This window comes from Paenibacillus sp. S-12 (assembly GCF_030363895.1).
In the GTDB taxonomy this organism is placed as follows: domain Bacteria; phylum Bacillota; class Bacilli; order Paenibacillales; family Paenibacillaceae; genus Paenibacillus_B; species Paenibacillus_B alvei.
The window spans coordinates 292,597-311,722 of record NZ_JASIUF010000011.1; the positions used below are offsets into that span (position 1 = coordinate 292,597).

The 19,126-nt window shown below is 44.5% G+C and carries 17 protein-coding genes and 1 pseudogene; 5 read left to right on the forward strand and 13 right to left on the reverse strand.

Features of this window, described 5'->3' with window-relative positions:
- Positions 1 to 105: 105 nt before the first annotated feature.
- Entirely contained in the window at positions 106 to 1,245 is a 1,140-nt protein-coding gene (locus NO352_RS11270; RefSeq protein ID WP_268620226.1) for a hypothetical protein, read from the forward strand.
- Between the two features lie 114 nt (positions 1,246 to 1,359).
- On the opposite strand, the gene NO352_RS11275 is transcribed toward NO352_RS11270, so the two are convergent.
- The 4 genes from NO352_RS11275 to NO352_RS11290 form a co-directional block, all read right to left on the reverse strand.
- Positions 1,360 to 2,220, reverse strand: a complete 861-nt coding sequence (locus NO352_RS11275; protein WP_289355685.1) for a CPBP family intramembrane glutamic endopeptidase — start codon at positions 2,218 to 2,220, stop codon at positions 1,360 to 1,362.
- A 146-nt stretch (positions 2,221 to 2,366) separates the two neighbouring features.
- On the reverse strand, positions 2,367 to 2,993 hold the full coding sequence (locus tag NO352_RS11280; RefSeq protein ID WP_005550800.1) for an ABC-2 transporter permease: 627 nt from the start codon (positions 2,991 to 2,993) through the stop codon (positions 2,367 to 2,369).
- On the reverse strand, positions 2,986 to 3,852 hold the full coding sequence (locus tag NO352_RS11285) for an ABC transporter ATP-binding protein (RefSeq protein WP_005550802.1): 867 nt from the start codon (positions 3,850 to 3,852) through the stop codon (positions 2,986 to 2,988). Before NO352_RS11285 ends, NO352_RS11280 begins: the two co-directional genes overlap by 8 nt.
- Positions 3,849 to 4,232: a GntR family transcriptional regulator gene (locus NO352_RS11290; RefSeq protein WP_040736825.1), complete on the reverse strand. Its 384-nt coding sequence runs from the start codon at positions 4,230 to 4,232 to the stop codon at positions 3,849 to 3,851. Before NO352_RS11290 ends, NO352_RS11285 begins: the two co-directional genes overlap by 4 nt.
- A gap of 360 nt (positions 4,233 to 4,592) precedes the next feature.
- Between NO352_RS11290 and NO352_RS11295 the strand changes: the two genes are divergently transcribed.
- Positions 4,593 to 6,506, forward strand: coding sequence for an N-acetylmuramoyl-L-alanine amidase (locus NO352_RS11295; RefSeq protein WP_289355686.1), 1,914 nt, complete (start codon positions 4,593 to 4,595; stop codon positions 6,504 to 6,506).
- 104 nt (positions 6,507 to 6,610) lie between these two features.
- On the opposite strand, the gene NO352_RS11300 is transcribed toward NO352_RS11295, so the two are convergent.
- From NO352_RS11300 to NO352_RS11335, 8 genes and pseudogenes are all read right to left on the reverse strand, one after another.
- Positions 6,611 to 8,992: a polyprenyl synthetase family protein gene (locus tag NO352_RS11300; RefSeq protein WP_289355687.1), complete on the reverse strand. Its 2,382-nt coding sequence runs from the start codon at positions 8,990 to 8,992 to the stop codon at positions 6,611 to 6,613.
- Between the two features lie 169 nt (positions 8,993 to 9,161).
- Positions 9,162 to 9,811, reverse strand: a pseudogene (locus tag NO352_RS11305) (TrmB family transcriptional regulator).
- Positions 9,812 to 10,411: 600 nt separating this feature from the next.
- Positions 10,412 to 10,987, reverse strand: a complete 576-nt coding sequence (locus NO352_RS11310; protein ID WP_289355688.1) for a PepSY domain-containing protein — start codon at positions 10,985 to 10,987, stop codon at positions 10,412 to 10,414.
- A gap of 111 nt (positions 10,988 to 11,098) precedes the next feature.
- A complete protein-coding gene (locus NO352_RS11315) occupies positions 11,099 to 11,641 on the reverse strand; it encodes a PepSY domain-containing protein (RefSeq protein ID WP_289355689.1) in 543 nt (180 codons plus the stop codon).
- Between the two features lie 102 nt (positions 11,642 to 11,743).
- Entirely contained in the window at positions 11,744 to 13,096 is a 1,353-nt protein-coding gene (locus NO352_RS11320; RefSeq protein WP_289355690.1) for a sensor histidine kinase, read from the reverse strand.
- A complete protein-coding gene (locus tag NO352_RS11325) occupies positions 13,093 to 13,791 on the reverse strand; it encodes a response regulator transcription factor (protein WP_268593689.1) in 699 nt (232 codons plus the stop codon). The genes NO352_RS11320 and NO352_RS11325 overlap by 4 nt, the downstream gene beginning before the upstream one ends.
- Before the next feature lie 359 nt (positions 13,792 to 14,150).
- Positions 14,151 to 15,284 carry an NAD(P)/FAD-dependent oxidoreductase gene (locus NO352_RS11330; RefSeq protein ID WP_268620230.1) on the reverse strand — a complete coding sequence of 378 codons (1,134 nt, stop codon included), beginning with the start codon at positions 15,282 to 15,284 and terminating at the stop codon, positions 14,151 to 14,153.
- A gap of 293 nt (positions 15,285 to 15,577) precedes the next feature.
- Entirely contained in the window at positions 15,578 to 15,973 is a 396-nt protein-coding gene (locus tag NO352_RS11335) for a YmaF family protein (protein ID WP_268620231.1), read from the reverse strand.
- Positions 15,974 to 16,170: 197 nt separating this feature from the next.
- Here NO352_RS11335 and NO352_RS11340 point away from each other — a divergent pair, with 197 nt between their 5' ends.
- The gene (locus NO352_RS11340) at positions 16,171 to 17,790 is read left to right on the forward strand and encodes a GMC family oxidoreductase (RefSeq protein WP_289355691.1); all 1,620 of its coding nucleotides are present in this window, start codon (positions 16,171 to 16,173) and stop codon (positions 17,788 to 17,790) included.
- A 95-nt stretch (positions 17,791 to 17,885) separates the two neighbouring features.
- Here NO352_RS11340 and NO352_RS11345 read toward each other — a convergent pair whose 3' ends face one another.
- Entirely contained in the window at positions 17,886 to 18,302 is a 417-nt protein-coding gene (locus NO352_RS11345) for a DUF1259 domain-containing protein (protein ID WP_268620233.1), read from the reverse strand.
- Between the two features lie 394 nt (positions 18,303 to 18,696).
- On the opposite strand from NO352_RS11345, the gene NO352_RS11350 reads away from it, so the two are divergent.
- On the forward strand, positions 18,697 to 18,897 hold the full coding sequence (locus NO352_RS11350; protein WP_241734733.1) for a spore coat protein: 201 nt from the start codon (positions 18,697 to 18,699) through the stop codon (positions 18,895 to 18,897).
- A 34-nt stretch (positions 18,898 to 18,931) separates the two neighbouring features.
- Positions 18,932 to 19,126, forward strand: a 195-nt coding sequence (locus tag NO352_RS11355) for a spore coat protein (RefSeq protein ID WP_289355693.1), incomplete at its 3' end; no start/stop codon positions are given.

The following is a 19,126-nucleotide window of genomic DNA, read 5'->3' on the forward strand; positions in this document are numbered from 1 at the left end:
TAAATAAGAAGAATTCTACACATGCATCATCCAATTTCTAGTTATTCAGGATGAAGATCCAGAAAGATTAATTTTCACAAACATCAGTTATTTGGAGGCTTGAAAATGATCTCAATCGTGACCCGCTCCATGATATTCCTTCTCCTCCTTACCTATTTTTCGGATAGCAGCACGATCGTCCGTGCTGACTACAAGGCGCCATCTACAGAAATGATCATAAGTGTAAGGACAAGCCCCTCCGCAACATATGAACATAAAATGGTTTTGAAAAGTAAGGAAGCCATTCGTTTATGGCAGGATAGCATGGAAGAAAAAACAGAACATCGCCCTATATACTCCGACATTTATGTAACGATCACAGAAAATAATAGGACAAGAAATTTCCGTATGGAGCGATCTGGTGTCCTATGGAACGAAGCTGAATCAACACGTCTTATTCTTACTCCCAAAGCAACGAAGCAGTTACTGGCACATGCTGATTCATTAAGAGAACGTCATTATGGGACGATCATCCCTTGGAATGAAGCGAAAGCACTCCTTCCGAGAAAAAGCATGTTCTCGATTATTGATATGGAGAAAGGGTTGAAATTTCGTGTCCAGCGTCGTGCGGGAAGCAGGCATGCCGATGTGCAGCCGCTAACCAAAGAGGACACGAAGACAATGAAGCAGGTGTATGATGATCATTGGAGCTGGAATCGGAAAGCAATAGTAGTCGTTACAGATGACAATAGGAAAATTGCTGCTTCTATGAATGGGATGCCTCATGGCGGCGACGGGATTCCAGATAATGGGTTTTCCGGACACTTCTGCGTACATTTTTTAGGCAGCAGTACGCATCGATCCATTCATCCAGACTTATTGCATCAGGTGATGGTTTACACGGCCGCTGGAAAAATAGAGGATTTTTTACATAGCTTGTCGCCCGAGATGCTCTCGGAAGTATTTATTGAAGCATTGTCTCAACGTGATTTTAACCTCCTTACAGCAGTGTCTGAAGGTGCGAGTTCTGAAACGGTAAACTACTTTCTACAGGAGATGGAGAGCGGAGCGACATATCGGATGATGAAAAGAAAAGAAGCTCCCGATACAGACAACAGGGATCTATTAACTGCAGTATTAGAACTACCTGTTCTCATAAAAAAGAAGAACTTGTCAGAAAAAGGCGTTGCCATTCGATTTGAATTTGCAAGGGAATCCGTTTTTTCACCTTGGAAAATAAGGAATGTAAGTCCCAGAAAAAAATGAAGAGAGCGTAGTTCGCTCTCTTTAACTGTATGATTTTTATATATGCAATCTAACCATTTGATTTGAATACTAAATAATCGTGTAAGCGGATCAGATCTATACATATCATAAATTTCATTTGCTCAATTCACCTGTTCGAGTGATATGTTTTTTCCGTATGATATGAATCGTACTTAGTATAACGAGCGATATGATAATGCTCCCGAATTGCAGCGTGGCGATAGCGAATAGAGCGCCGAGTCCAGGTTCTGATTCTTGGTAGGTTAAGATTGGTGGTACGCGATATGCATCTGGGAGAAAGACAAATCGCATAATTTCTAAGTATGTAAGGTGAAAACCAATTGACGCCCAGAGACTTCCGGTCCATAAACGGAGCAACTGCAAGCCTATTCCAAAACAAAAAATGATTACGATGTAAAAGATGTCAAGCGATACACCTGGTGCAAGCCCAACGAACGCTTGAATTAAGGCAACCGCTGTCGTAACAGACATAAATAGTAAGGTTTGAAATAATACGGACAGCCAAGCTGGGAATCGATGACGCAAAACATCATAAAGGAACCCTCGCAGCCCTAGTTCTTCTGGCAAAGCTTCATATAAAAATGCATATAATGCATTAATGAGCAGCGCAACAAACCACTGATCGGGGGCCTGCCATTTTTCAAAGACAATCCACCCTTGAGCACTGGCAATAATAAGACTCAATGCAGCCAATGCAATTGCCAAGAGACCTCCAGTCATAAAGTGATATCCCCTTCTCCAGGCATATACCGGCGTCTGGGGTTTCATACCAGTCATCCGATAGACATACTGATATAAATACAAAATAATAGGAACAACCAGCCCGCTCATTACAAGACCCTTGACCACATATTGGGCATGCATTGATGGACCGAACAACTGTAAAGTAACATCACCGGAAGATGAAGCTAGAAACAGAGCAGCAACTACGGTTGCCCATCCGGCGAGCAACAAACCCAACCATTTCCTAGTTTGATTTTCTCTCGCGTGCATTACGTTTCAGTCCTTTCATTACGAACAGGAGTAGATTTATTTTCTTGAAAAGACGTCCTTTATCGCACCCATTAGTGCGGATGGGAGTAAAGTAACAGCAAAGTCTTTTATAAGTCTTTTCTCGTGAACATCGCTGCAGTTAAGAAGTAGGAAGCAATGAACAACAGCAAGATGCCGGTCAGAATAAGGTATAGTGTTGGATTACTTTGTAAACCGTTCTCGTGGATCATATTCATCATCAATGCTGTCGGCTGCGCTATAAAGATTAGAATTAAGAAGAAAACACCATTGATAATAGACGTTCCTTTTTTGCTTAGCGAGTAAAAAAGCGGCAAATAAATAGCAGTCATGGCAATTACGATGGCAGCTGGTCCTAGAATATCCATGACCGTTAATTCAGGCTTGTTAAGCCCTGGGTATGTCATTTGAACAAGCGAATGAATGCTATAAGAAGCAATAACTCCAAAAAGTGTACATATAATGGCCGTAATGTATTTCGCTTTGATGATTTGCTTGCGGCTAACCGGCAATGTAACCAGGAAATTATGGTTAAGGTTTTTGATGTCGATCATCGTAGCGAGACTGAGTGTACCGAAAGCCGTATAGATACCCACGAGGTGGATTGATGATGAATGCTTTGGTATAAAAACAACACTGAATACAACAAGATACATGAGAGTTGTCCACAGTGAGCTTTTCAAAGCGATGAAATCTTTCCGAAGCAAGTTAAGCATGTACGCATCCTCCCTTGGCGGTGAAATACATGATGTCTTCTAAGGTTGGCTTATCTAGTAGGGCATAATTTCCGAATAAATGCTCGGCCTCCGTTCTGTTATCTACTAATCCTTCGAAGCCAACAGATGTCTCGCGAATCCCGATAAATTTATTTCGAATATCGGAATCGAGAAGCTCTAGGTCGCCTTTTACAATGGCGTATCTCTCGAATACCGTATCTTTCGTTTCATTAAATACGAGTTTTCCTCGATTAATGAAAGCAATGTAGTCGGCAATCCGATCCAGATCGGTTGTGATGTGGGTGGAGAAAATAATCGAATTTCTCTCATTCTGCATCATCTCTGCAAGCAGATCGAGCATCTCTCTGCGGAATATAGGATCAAGTCCAGAGGTTGGCTCATCCATGATGAGGAGTTCGGCATCATGCGATAACGCAACAGCTAGGGAAAACTTCACCTTCATCCCCTTGGATAACTGTTCAATCTTCTTTTTCGGGGACAGCTCGAACTGCTCTAGATAGCTGTTAAACTTCTGTTCGTTCCATTTTTTATAAAAAGGTGCAATCATTTTCTTCATGTCATGAATCGTAAGGTGTTCGTAATAGAAGCAATCATCCGACACGATGCCGATGCGCTGCTTGATTTCTATTTCTTGCCCAGGCATCCCACAGCCGAGTATCTTTACGCTTCCGGCATCAGGTCGAATCATGCCAAGCATCATCTTGATCAAGGTGCTCTTCCCTACACCATTGGGACCAATCAGACCGGTAATGTAGCCCTGTTTCACATCCAAAGATATCTGATCAACGGTGAAATGAGGGTATGATTTCGATAAATTACGTATCTCGATTGCATTCATGGTGTTTGTTCCTCCTCGAACAATAGCTTTATATGATCAATTACATCTTGTTGGCTCATGCTTAATTCCTTGCTTTCACGAATGATCTCTATCATTTTTTCTTCTAATTGTTTCATACGCTGCTCCCGAATGAAGTCTTTATTGGCCCCTGATACGAAAGACCCTTTGCCTACAACTGAGTCGATTAACTTCTCCTTCTCCAGCTCTTCATATACACGCTTGGTTGTGATAACGCTGACTTGCAAATCCTTGGCCAGCTGCCGAATGGAAGGAAGACTGTCCCCTGCACGTAGCTCTCCGCTCAGAATGCTTTGCCTGATTTGGTTCAATATTTGGATGTAAATCGGATCGTTTGATGCGTTGGAAATAATAATTTTCAGGATTTCTCACCTCAATGCTCTTGTCTTTATAATATCTAGTGTGCATATACAATATATACATTATTTCAATTGGTGTCAATATAGTATTTAGTGTATATATATACTATGCACACTATCAATCTACTTGACTTCTGCCTCCGTGTAACGGATTAGTATGAGATACGATATCACTGAAGACATCGGAGTCAAATATTTCGCGAATTAAAAATATATTGAAAATTTTAATTGAAAGACAATATAATAGTTACCAATCCCTATGGAATGGTGGTGATATAGAAGGAAAACCGATATGTGGATGCCCATCGTTTTTTGAAAGCGGTGTCACAGTTTTATGATGATTATGTTATGGGAGGGAATTAATTGAAACTACTTCACACAATCCAATGGAGAAAGCTGTCGCTTACACTCGCTGTCGCCTCGTTGGCGACCGCAGGATTCACGCCTGCACTACCTGTTCCTTTCAGTGCTGTACCTTCTGTCTATGCGGAGCAAGACATGTCGAATTCGCTGCAACAAGCCTTCGAATCTGCGGCTAAGGAATTCGGTGTACCGGTGGAAATTTTGATGTCAGTCTCCTATAACCTTACGCGGTGGGAGCATCATAATGGCGAGCCAAGCACATCGGGTGGGTTCGGCATTATGCATTTGACTGATGTATCGAAACAGCAGCCAGAAGAACAGAATCGAACCGCTGACCAAGGGAGTACACTAGAATCGATAGACGATTCGAGCCATCATACTCTCCCTGAAGCAGCCCAACTCCTAAAAATAAATCCAATCTTTCTAAAGAAGGATCCTGTAGAGAACATTCGAGGCGGAGCTGCTCTGCTGGCGAAGTATGCGAAGGACATCGCAGGCAAACTGCCTGTATCGGATTCCGATTGGTATGGTGCTATTGCCAAATACAGCGGCTCACAAGAGTTGTATTACGCTCAGGATTTTGCGGATCAAGTCTACCATTCGATTCAGCAAGGGCTTTCGCGAAAGACGCCAGAAGGACAATCGCTTCGGATGCCAGCCAGAAATGTCAAGCCCAACGTTGAATCGATTCAAACCCTGCACCTGCGTTCAACGATAACGAAAAATGCGGACTGCCCTCGCCTTCTTCCATGCAGATCTATTCCTGCAGCCTATCAGCAGAACGGGATTGACTCGTCAGACTATTCCAACTATGATCTAGCAGATCGTCCTAAATTCGGACCTGATATCCGATATATTGTCATTCATGACACCGAAGAAACGTACCGCGATACAATTGGTATATTTGCAAATCCCAAAAAGAGTGTTGCCGCCCATTATGTTGTTCGTTCCTTCGATGGCGATGTTACACAAATGGTCAATAACAAAGACGTCCCATGGCATGCTGGCAACTACTACTTCAATATGCATTCCATTGGCATCGAGCATGAAGGATATGCGATGGAAGGAGCGACCTGGTTTACTGAAAGGCTGTACCGTTCTTCTGCCGCACTCGTTCATTATTTAGGCGAAAAATATGATATTCCGCTTGATCGCGCTCATATTATTGGTCACAATGAAATACCGGGGCTTACTCCGAAGCGAACAGCGGCAATGCATCAGGATCCTGGCCCATTCTGGGATTGGGAGCACTACATGGAGCTGGTTGGAGCACCGCTCGGCACCGTGCATCGCCTCAAGGACATCGTGACAATCAAGCCTAATTTTAAGAGTAATTTGCCATTAGTCAAGGATGCGCCTCTTCAGCCGACGAACTTCGTTTATTTATACAAGGAGCCTAAATTTGACGCTGATCTCCTTGATGACCCTGCCCTTGCCGTTCAAGACAAGAAAGACGGACTCAGCATAGGCGCTAAAGCAACGACGGGGCAAACCTTCTCGCTCGCAGGCGAGCTTGGAAATTGGACTGCAATCTGGTACGGCGGACAGAAGGCATGGTTCTATAACCCGTTAGGAAACAATGCAGTTGCGGGCATAGGAGAGCTAATCACTCCAAAAGCAGGCGCGGCTTCTATTCCGGTCTATGGTGCGGCCTACCCGGAAGCAGCGGCTTATGCTGCTGATATGAAGCCGAATGAGCTGGCACCACTGCAATACTCGATTGCCCAGGGGCAGTCCTATGTTGCCGTTGAAAAGGTCAATGGCGATTATTACGACGCCCCAGTATTCACGAAAGACCCTTATGCAACCAATAAGCACATTAAAGGCAAAGAAATGTTCTACCGAATCTATTTCAACCACCGCTTCGTCTTCGTGAAAGCTTCTGATGTCGAGAAGGTTGCGAGTGCGGAATGATAAGAAGAATAATCGAAATCATATAACTTATTTCATGTGGTAAAACAAATAGTTCCCCAGATTCTTATCATTTACATAGAATTAGATTCTGGGGACACCCGTTATTAGCGTAATCGATTTACGAGATAATGTAACAGATGCTTCAGGAAAGCAATATTTCGCGGCAATTCATGCAACGCTTCCGCGGCCAGACAGTAGTGCTCCCACATCATCTTTCTTGCCTCATTTGCACCTAGGATGGATACAAAATTCGAGTTGTTGTTCTCCATATCCTGTCCAACCGGTTTCCCAAGCACGTTCATATCCCCTTCTATATCGAGCAAATCATCTTTAATTTGAAAAGCAATGCCTGCATGATAGGCAAATTTCTTCAATACGGCAACCTCGCCTTCTGGAGCCTTGGCAAGAATAGCAGGCATAACTAGGGATGCTTCGAAGGCAACACCAGTCTTATAGTAGCAAATCGCATTCATTTGCTCTAAGGTCAGCCGCATGCCTTTTGATTGCAGATCCATGGATTGGCCCCTGCATAATTCTTCTGCTTTGCGTGCCGAATACTGAATTAGCTTCAGGACGGTCGCAGCATCAAAGTTGTCTAAAGATGATTGTTCCTGAATAGCCTTTTGAATTAACAATAGAGCGGTAAGCTCCGCTGTGGCGCTGTTATATACACGGTGCAAGGTTGGTCTTCCTCTTCGTGTAGCTGCATTGTCCTGTGACGGAAGATCATCAAAGATCAAGGAAGCCGTATGCATAAATTCCAATGATCTTAGCAGGGGCACGAGTGCCGCCGGCTGCAGCCCATACTCATTCACGCCCATTACCCAAGTCAATATCGGACGTATTCGTTTTCCATCTCCATTGAGACTGTAATTGGCCGCATCAAATAGCGGATCCTCTATCGGAAGCGAGCTAGGCTTGGTCAAGTGCAGTATGCTGTCAATCTCTTTCCGAATCGTTGCAATCAAAGCCTGGAAATGTTCCTTTTCTTTCCGGTTATTCGCAAGCTGAAGAACGAGTTGATCTCGAAGCAGCTTGTCGAAGAAATCCACGTCATCTGCCTGTTGCACCATTTGTTGAATAAGTAGATGAAAGGCTGAATCTCCAACTGCGAAAATATCCATGATTTCTTCATACTTCGCGGCACCGACACGCTCCTTGCAGCGCTTCAAGCTATTGATTGCCCGATCCAATATTACCTCACGCGTAGCGGTGTCAGAGCGATGAACATGATGAATGATGTGGGAGATAACTGTCCAGTATAATTCAAATGGGTTAATGAGATCCGTTCGTTGTTGACGGTACTTTACATAATAGGTATAGGGCGTTACCGCTCCCTCTTGCAAGTCATCGAGCATATCTGCAAAATCATCCGCCAGTTGATTATAAATTCCATAATAAAAGGTGCACTGTTCAAACCCTGCATCCTCAGGCGCACGAATAACAGAGCGGACGATCAAGCGTGAAGATGATGATTTTAATATGACGGGTATATAAAGCTCTTCATTTGTATAATTTGCATTTGCCAGATCCTTGACACGATCTATGTTTTGGGCACAAAAAAACACATAGGATTGCTCAAAAAAATGGCGTTCAGTCTGAGGTCTTTGATATTCCTTAATATATTTGAATGCCTCCCGCAGTTCGGAATGAATAAAATGAATGATTTCGTTGTGCTTCCCCTGCCATTCCCCGATATCCGGCACCACTCCTGTAAGCAGCGCCTCTCGAATCATGTTAGAGTATTGTTCTTCTTCTTCGGTAGTTAATGCTCCAGAATCTAGAAGATCGTCAATGAACGGATAGGTCAGTCCATAGCTATATCCCAGTCTGATGGCTTCGCCGAGTTGCTTGGCACGCTCTAATGCTGGAGTGTTGTCGTCCATATTGTCCTTCATATGAAGGACAACACCGATTATGATTTTAATCAGCTTACGCTGGGCATGCTCTGCATTCATTTCCTTCGGAATATGGGAGGATACAGCGTCAAGCTTGTTGATGACCCATATAATTTCTTCTTCAATACCTTCCTTCTGAGCCCATCGATATAATCTAGCCACGCTCATCAACTCTGGCTGAATCTCATCACGATTACGGATAGGTTTAGTTAGCTGCTGCTTAATATCGGCAACGAAACGTGTAATTTTTGCCTGTGTATCAGGAGAATCCAGAGTCTTGCCGAGATCTCTCATATACATATAAGATACACTGCGATGCAAGTAATTTTCTAATTTACCTGACTGATCCAGCCATTGAATATATCGGTGATATTCCTTCGTAGACGGCTTTTTCTTGGTCTTTGAAAAGATGGACAACCATGAATGACGAGGAAAATGGTTCTTTTTCCACAATCGAATATCTTCGGATAAACTAGTGATGTAAGTCTTCTTCTTTAACTGTTCATGGAGTACTGCAAAATATTGTGCTGCTTTCTCCTCAGCATGCTGATACGCTGCATTGGCATGATCAATGATTGCTTCATTCATCAGATGTCTTCCCTCGACTTTGATAAGATTGTTCAATATGCATGACTTCACAATTATTATCATTATACGTACAAGAATATTTTGGGTTACGTATTTTGCCGGGGCACTTTTAAACGCGAAAAAGCTGCCTTCGCAGATGAGGGCAGCCTACGTTAACATACGATGACGTTTAAAAATATGATTTGTATATGCGAAGGATTTGCTCATAATGTTCTCCATATTTCTGGGACAGTTCTCGGTTAAAGTCGAGCTCGATTCGTTCCATCATAATATCATGATAGAAGGCATTTTGAAGTAATTCAGTGAGCGAGGGATGGTTGGTTTCCAGCAGCGACGGCGCAAATTTCTGACCAAAGCTTCCGAGAAGTGCAGCTGAATTATCGCAGAGCATGGAAAACTTTCTTGATTCTACGTTATCCATTCGTCGTTTCGTTTATGAACGATTACATTCTTTAGACTGCTATTCACTGCGCCGATCGAAATCAAAGTTACGGCTACTCCCCTTTGCTCTGCTTTGATTAGAGCATTTTCTACCCAATGAATGTCTTCGGCCCACACATCAACGACTATGCTCTTAGTCGCGTTGGCAGCGAGCCGTCGAATTGCGCTCTCGATTGCACTTCTCCCTTGCCAACTGTAAAAAGATGGTGATAATTGATCGATTGGCACGGCATCATACATGACGGAATCGGATTCGATCATACGACATATTCCTTTATCCGTTAACGACCGGAGCGCTGCATATACATTTGTTCGGGATACGGATACCCTTTTGGCTACTTCATAGCCAGAGATTCTCGTCTCTTGATGAAGCACCAAATAGCATTTCGCCTCTAACTTCCTGTTTGGCCTTTATAATGATAAATATGAGGATTGAATGCGTCCGTTTACTGTTGTTCCGCCGTATTCAAGGCGATGGCCGACATCTACCGAGGTAATCCCGGAAAAATCGTGAATGTGAACAGGTTGTCCACACCAAGATGGAATATATAATTTATGGGCATGGTGCATGTTCTTCTCTTCGGACTCATAAATAAACCTTGAAATTGAGGTTTCTATGGATATCAATATCCCCTTCAAGCATGTTTCTATATAATATCAGTTTATGTTTCGTTATTTTTGGGAGACAGCGAATGCTTAAATTCATGCTTATTCCCCCAAAAAACGCCAATCGATGTGCAATGTGCAATACATCGATTGGCGTTATGGTGCGCGAGACGCGATGACCTTTTCAATGGGATTTCATTTTTGATCGAACAATACTTGGCGATTGCGTCAGTTGAAGCATCGAATAAATATTGCTATATGCCAGATCATATCAACGCTTTTCATTGAAAGAGGTCTCGCACCACACTGCGTTATTGAATCTTTCGGAAATAGCAAAGAGCGGAACTTGTCCCCTCTTTCATCTGATCATTATTAATCATTGTCCCACTCATGCTCGTCGGCGTCATCTGCCTCTTTTTCCACAATTTTGCCCGTGTACTTATCAATCTTGTATTCAACTTCGCGATTTCCATTGCGAATTTCAATTTCGTAAACGTTCTTGTCGGAATCGATCTCAGTAACCTTGCCCGGCGTTTCCTGAAGAGCGATGGCGACTGCCTGCTCCTTCGAAATGTCAGTCTGGCGATTTTGCGTTTGGCGGCGTACACTCTGGCGCACATTCGCATCATTGTCTTCATCCCGTTCGACCTTGAGCACTTTGCCGGACACGGCATCCAATGTCACTTCGTCGTCATCCTGACTGCCTGCCGTTCTGATTTCGACCTCAAATAACATCCGGCCGTTCTCTTTTTTCAACTCTACGCTGCGCACGTCTCCATTTACTTGTCGAAGAGCAATCTCCTCCGCCTGTTTCGATGTCAGCAGTTGCCGGCTTCCGTGTGACGGATCCTTCATAGAACCGTTAGCCGTGCCTGCGGCTGCGGCCGCACCTACGGCGCCTCCGACCAATAGCAGACTTGCAATGCCTGCAATAATTTTGCGTTTCATACTATGTTGCCTCCTTCAATAGATGTACCCTTACTATAGACAACGAAAATGAGGATTTAAGAAAAGATAAATGAGAAATCGATGAGAAACGGCCAACATTCGGTACCGGTCTCAATCATCCCAGGTTACGGATTTTACTTCCCCGGTTATTGCATTGATCTGAACGGTTCCATCCGCGCCGTCTTCCTGATCTATTTCGATAAGATAATAAGCGATGCCGCCTGACTGGATCAGATCAATGTCATCGACCTTCCCGTTCACTGTCTTGAGCGCAATAGCGATCGCTTCTTTCTCTGAAATTCGTTTTTTCGGCTCCGGCTTCGCCGCCGTGGGAGGCTTCTGCTTATCCGACTGCACAGCAGGCGGCTCGGCCTCCGGTTTAAGCGCGGTTTTCTTTGTCCTAGCCATACCCTTAATTTTTCCGTTATTCTTTTCAATACTAACTACATATGTTCCCGAATCCAGCACCATCGTAACCCGGTAGGCGCTAGAGAGCTCGACGACTCCCGCGATCTCCCCTTTGTACATATTTTTGACCTTGCTGGCCGCCTCCACGGCGGATAAAGGCTCGGCAAAGGAGAGCAGGCGAACAAGCTGCCAGATCACAATGGCAAAAAACGCAATTACGGCCGTGCCTAGCCATGCTTTTCTCAACTATGTGCCTCCCTATTTCCGGAATATCTCGAAGATAATTGCTCCCTATAAATGAGCACCACGAGAAATCGTTAAGATAGCAGCAGTGTCACAAACTCCCCTTCATTGTGCCTGCTTAAATGAAATTTGAACTTTCGTGCCGCGGCCTTCCATGCTTTCGATGTGAATATCGGCCTCCAGAACCTCGACAATTTCCTTAGCCAGCGATAATCCCAGGCCAAAGCCGCCCGTTGCTCTTGTTCTAGCCTTATCTACCCGGTAGAACCGATCAAAAATTTTGTCCAACGAATCCGCTGGGATACCGATCCCGCTGTCGCTAATCTCGACAACCGCCTTTGTCCCAGCTTTTGTGACACTGATTCCGATTGATCCTTCGCTATATTTGCGAGCATTATCCATCACAATATAAAACAGCTGTTTGCATTTTTGAACATCTGTTTCCACGATTATGTCTGATTCTTGCTGCAGCAAGATATCGCGCTGGTAGGCCTTCTGGAAAGCGCGAACCCACTCCTCGATCATTTGTCCCAGATCAATGGTTTCTACTGTGACCGTCCACATCTCGTCATGCTTTGCCAGCAGCAGCAATTGCTGGGTCAGATCCTTCATCCGAATGGCTTCCGAATGTATCGCCTCAACAGATTCATCAAACAACTCGGGCTGCTCTTTCCCCCTTCTTTTCAACAGGGATGCATAGGATTCGATAATTGTGAGCGGAGTTTTCAGTTCATGGGATGCATTGGAAATGAATTGGCCCTGCTTCTCGTAATTGACCTCCAACAAATCCATCATACGATTAAACGTGATACCCATCTGGTAGAGCTCGTCCTTGGACTTCTTCGGCAGCGGAATCCGCTTAAATCGCCCGCTCTGCTGAATATCCCGCATTGTTGCAATCATCGATGAGATTGGCCGGGTAATGAAGTTGCTTAGCAGCTTGGACGAAATCAGGACAGGAAGGATGGCAACCCCGGACACCAGAATAAGCACCACCCGCAAGATATGGAGCATATCAGCGGTGGACTTAAGGCTTTCCATGACCTGCAGATTGGCTACCTCGCCGTCTTGCCAGACAATTGGAAGCGACACGAAGACATGCGGAATGCCCTGGACGTCGACAATGCTGCGCTCTTCCTGGCGATAATAAGCAACGGGAAACTCGCGAAGCTCCTTCAGTTCTGGCGCCGCAACCGCCGCGCCCCGCCTTCCGTCCGCATTGACGATCTGGAGAATGCCGCGAAGCGGCACATAGGCCCGCAATAGATCATCCGGCGGTATTGAGGTGCCTGTCTGATTGATTCCCGTTAACGCCTGCTGCGCTTCACCCGCCACTCTGTTCGCTTCGCTATTCAAAATCATGTTGCTGAACATATAATAAATGGCTGTATTCACGATCAGTATGAGCACGATGAACAATACCGCTGTGTAAAGATTTATTTTATTTCTAAGCTTCATCCCGGATCCCTCAGTACATAGCCTACGCCGCGCACAGTATGAATCAACGTTGTATGATAGGGCTTGTCAACCTTGTGGCGAACGTAACGAATATATACATCCACAATATTCGTATCTCCGTAATAGCCATATCCCCACACGCCATCCAATAATTGCTCCCGGCTCAATACCTGTCGGGCATGCTTCATCAGATATGCGAGTAGCTCGAACTCGCGAGGTGTCAGTTCAATCCGGTCTTCCCCGCGCTTTACTTCATGCGTAAGTTCGCTCAAGCTCAGATCGGCGACCGTAATCCACTCAGGCTGGATCTCGGCGGCCGGAGTCTTACGCCGCATGCGCAGCGAGGCGCGTATGCGTGCCAACAGCTCCTCCATCTGGAAAGGCTTCGTCACATAATCGTTGGCTCCGAGATCTAGGCCCGATACTTTATCCTCTACGGAGTCCTTAGCGCTCAGCATCACGACCATGATATGCGGGTCATGGGAACGGATACGACGCAGCAGCTCGATTCCGCTAATGCCGGGCAGCATTACGTCCAGCAGTATCAGATCCCAGTACTGCTCCTGAAACATGCGGTACCCTTCCAGACCGTCTAATGCCTTGCCAACCTCATACCCTTCATATGCAAGCTCCAGTTCCAGCACGCGGGCAATTTTTTCTTCATCTTCGACGATCAGTATTTTAGGCTTGTCCATATATTAGCCTCGCTCTCCCCTGGCATTGGTTTCTCAATAATGATAAGCGATTAGATTCCAAACTCTGCGTTCCCAACATTATAAATTTATTTTCCGTACTCATCAAAAGAGTCGGACTATCGAATCCATGAAAAGCGTAATATCCATTATATCAAATGGGGCTATCGAGAATATTTGAATATAATTACAAGATACCGCAATCGATGCAGTTTCTAAAGTCATCATTGTCTGATATAGGTATGGATGATTCTTCATTAAGCATCTGCCCTATCAAGACGTATGTAAAGTGAAAAACGCCGTTATGCTCCCGAGTTGAGAAGCTACGGCGTTTCTTTTAAATGTGGACTACATGAAAACTATTAGATTTCATTTTCACCGATTGCTTTGCGAATATCATAATCCTCAAGATTGATATCCAGCTCCATGTTGAGTGCCATTTTTGCCAACTGGCTTCCCAAATAAGGACCTGCCGTCAGACCGGATGATCCCAGTCCATTGGCCGTCAAAAGTCCCTCCCAACCAGGCACAGCGCCAATTACCGGAAGGTAACCTGGTGTAAAGGGACGAAATCCAACTCTAACCTCTTGTACGGTACAGTTAGCTAAAGCGGGTGCCAATGTAAGGCCCTTATTCAGAACTTCCTGCATTCCGCCTGCTGTTACTCTTGTATCGTAGCCTTCTACCTCATTTTCATGAGTGGCACCGATTACGATCTTTTGCTGATTGAATGCGAGCATGTATTGATCGGTTGGCGGCATAATTAACGGCCAGGAGCCGGTATCTTGTTGATCGGGAACATGCAGATGCATGATCTGTGCCTTTTGGTAGCTTATTTGAAAATGAAGGCTCAATGGCTTAAATAGTGGATTGGCCCATGCCCCCGCACATACGATAACAATATCAGATGCAAAGCTTTCATCGCCTACCATCACCCCTGTCACCCGTTTCGATTTATACTGAAGCACGGCATCTCCTTGGATCATAGCAGCTCCGTTACGCTGTGCCGATCGCAGCAACGCATCGCGCAGCGCTCGTCCATCAACACGGGCGGCGCCGCTAATATGAACGGAATGATAGCCTCCTGCCAGCAGCGGAAATCGCTTACGGGTCTCTGTTTCATTTAGCGGAGTAATATTACCGACTTCTGGTGCATCTTCCTTTCTACTATACGCCCGCTCCTCCATCTTTCTTAGCTTATCTACATCATCATGAATACAAAGCGCTCCAACCCTGGCATAGCCAGTATCGGTTTCGCCCTCGCTTGTAAGTTCTTGAATCAACTTAGGGTAATAACGTGCTCCTTCCCTGGCTAACCGGTACCAGGCCTGATTGCGCCGCTGAGACAGCCATGGGCAGATAATGCCGGCAGCGGCATCCGTAGCCTGTCCACTATCGTTGCGGTCTACAATAAGAACATCTGCCCCCAATTTGGCTAGCTGGTATGCTGTTGATGCTCCAAGAATTCCTGCTCCAACTACGATGACTTTCTTCATGAATACATTCCTTTCCTAACGCACTGTATCCATTATAACGAACTTCGGATGAAAGCATAACCTGAACAATAAAAACGAAACTCGTAGCCACAAAGTAGTGTTGAGCGAGCGATGCCATAATCTCGGTTACTTACTCCCCTCCCTGTGAAAGCAGGTGATGTCAACAAGTTAACGTTAAGGCTGTTTCGATTTAAATGTCTAAAATGGCTTGTCCCACCTTGGTCAAAAAATGAATCGCCCATAACCAAGCAATTCATTTTGGCATTGCAGTGGCTTTAACAGGGATGTAAGTTTCAAAAAGCTCTTCGATTAATCTCAATTCCTGTTTGACCTTTATAATGATGAGCATGAGGAATGCGTCCGTTTACGGTTGTTACTCCTTGAAATAAATGAATATGGCCTCCCTGTGGAACCGGAATAGCGGGTCCCGTTCTACCGCTGATGACATGTGTATGGCCGTCATTAAATGTGGTTTCTGCATAGTACTCATGAGTATGCTGCACGTCATTTGGCGCAGGTTCTGTTGTTCCGGCATATTCGTGGCGATGCCCAATATCTACCGAGGTAATCCCGGAAAAATCGTGTACATGAACAGGCCTTCCATTCCAAGATGTAATATATAATTTATGTGAATGATGCATGTTCTTCTCTTCAGACTCATAAATAAACCCTGAAATTGGGATTTCCATTGCGATCAATCTCTCCCTCATTTTGAATAAGAAGGTTCGTTCTACCTGTTTCTATATAGCAGTAGTCTATGTTGTGTTTTTATACTAGAGCACGGCGAATGGCTAAAATCGTTGCAATCTTCCTTAGCTTAGATAGGCACATTTGTGGGAACGACATAATATGCTGAATAAGTCAAATCGTTAGAGGGAGATCACTAATGAGAAAGAATTTAACGTATGATTACATTGTTGTAGGTACAGGTCCGGCTGGAGCTGTTATCGCAAAGACACTTACTGACGACCATCAAACCTCTGTACTTGTGTTAGAGTCAGGCGGAAATCATGATAAAGATACACCGATTATGGATTCGACCTTTGCTCCGGAACTTGAAGAAAACTTCTTTCCGAACTACTTTTGGCAAGGAGAAGGCGTTCCTCAAGAAGGTATTGATGACCGCTCCTTCGAGTGGACTACAGGGCGTCTCTTGGGTGGCGGTTCCTCAATTAATGGAGAGCAATATGTACGACCGACAACGGAAGTGCTCCAAAAGTGGGAACGACTGCTTGGACCCTTATGGTCACCTGAAAAAGCGAAACGCCGATTCAAAAGATTAGAGCATTATAACGGGAAAACTACCAATAAAAATGCACGCGGCTATCGAGGAAGAATCAGCATTCGCCAAGCGCCTGAAACTCCTACAGCCATGGCAAGCAAGCTGACGATAGCGATCGAGCGGGCTACGGGGTATCCCACAATTCTTGACTATAATGATCCCGATACTCCGCTAGGGCCATTTACCCGTTGGCAATTATATCAACAACCCGATGGCCGTAGGGAAAGTTCTTCAACTGCCTTCCTATCTCCGGATATTATGACGCCGACTGGTCGGGGTGTTAATAACCGCAAACTTACGGTAATGTTCCGGACAACGGCTCTCCGCATTCTCTTTTCCGGAAAACGTGCCATTGGAGTCGAATTTTTGAAGGACGGTAAATGTGTCTGTGCATATTCTCGCAAGAAGGTAATTATATCGGCAGGAATTAATAGCCCGCAGTTATTGATGCTATCTGGAATTGGCCCCGCTAAAGTGTTGAAAAAGGCGGGAATCCCTATCGTCGTTGATAATCCCAATGTGGGACAACGGTTAAAAAACCATACCTTGAATTTTGCCGTATTCACTGCCAATTCGAATGATCGCCCCCTCCCTGACCTCGATCCAAACGCACTATATACGGGAGGAGCTTTCCTGCCTGATCCATCCGGAATCGATCCGGATCAACGGGCGGTTCAGCTTATTGGCATCGGATCCGAAGACAGGTTGACAATCGCGATTTTGTACTTGCAGCCAAAGAGTAGAGGTTCGATCCGCATACAAAGCCCTGATCCGCTGAATATTGTATTGGCGGACGAGGGCTTTCTCACAGATCCAGACGATATGGAGGCTATAAAAAGAATCTATCGAATTTATATAAGAAATATTGCTCAAGAGCTTGCACGGATTGATTCCTCTTATAAACTTCTTTCGCCTACGCTCGATATCATTGATAATGATGACAGGCTCGAACAATTTATTAAAGATAATTTCGATCATAATCACCATCAACAAGAATTTCTCCGTATGGCCCCATTATCTAAGGGAGGAGTCGTCAATCGTAGAGGTGAAGTACATGGCGTACAAAATTTGATTGTTGCAGATGCGTCCATCGTACCTTTCACAGTCGATGGAAATACTTCCTCGGCAGCGTATCTCATCGGATATACCATTGCGAAACAATTGTGTAAAAAACCAATACGCAAAAAAAATCAACAGACATACTTGGAATGGGAAGGAGAATGACAACAAGGGGCTGTGTGACAGCCCCTTGTTCTAGTCATCTTTACAGTGAATATAAGCTTTTGACCTATAAAGGAGAACGGTTGCTTATTAGTTGTTTAGCCTAGGAAAGCGATGGAACGTTTCGTTTTTTTGGCAAACGCGATCGGATTGTCAATGGACTCCCAGTGGATATACATTAATCGAGGGTTATCATTTAACCAGTGATTGTGAAGGGCTGTTACCTTTATGCCGTTTCGCTGCAGATTTCGAATCAATCGATTGGCTTGATTCTGGAAAACTGCGGTTTCTCCCAGGCAAAGTGCGCGACCCTGTCTATCCAGAGATTCGAACGAAAACAACTGATACCGCACAAGTGGAGAAGTTGTTCGTCTGCCTAAAATAGTTGCGCGCAGATTTCTTGCTCTGCTTACGAAACAGACAGGCCCAGGATCAATTTCATGCTCCCCTCCCAAAATCGCTGCAAAACGATTGCATAATCTTCGAAATGTAGGACTTACTTTAACATTCGCCATTTTGAACCTCCTTATGGGTTTACAAACAGTGTATTAACAGCTAGAGGGAGTTGTTTATGCGAATGCCTAAATACCCAATTTTTATATGATTCAAGGGATGAATGCTTCATCGTTAAGCATCTGCTCTATCAAGAAAATGTTAAGCGTAAAACGCCGTTATGCTCCTGAGTTTAAGAAGCTGGCGGTATTTATTTGTCGGGTCATTACTGCTCTTAAAGCGTGCGTAGCCGTCTCTGTTACAGAAATGGCATAACCACGGACGAGCATTTGTGCCATCCCAAATAATTATTCAACGCTTTCGATATGGTGAATATTAGCCCTGCTTTAGAGCACATTACTTAAAGATTCAAAAACTGTATCTAAATTTACATGAACGAGATAGGAGGATTTTCTGTTGAATAATCAACTGGCCACCCATGAGGTATTGGAAGTCCATGAGCTCATGAATTTCAAAAACACTTGTATGAATAAAACTGCATCCATGTACAATTTGGTTTCCTGCGAACAGTTAAAAAAATTGATGGAAACTGACATTCAAAATTCAGCTCAAGCGATAGCCGACTATAAGAACATTCTGTCTCGCATACAACAATAAATTGAATTTTCTCAGAAAGGTGGATGAATGAACGATGAATTACTTGCTGAAAAACCTTGCTGGAATGAACGGGATGTCCGATCAAATCGTGGCCTCTGACATGCTTATAACGGCTAAATCCGGAGTTAAAGATTTGGCGGTTGCCATAACAGAAGCCGCAACGCCGGAAATTAGAAATGTTCTTAAAAAGCATTTGGACACTGCCATTCAAACCCATGAAGCAATAACT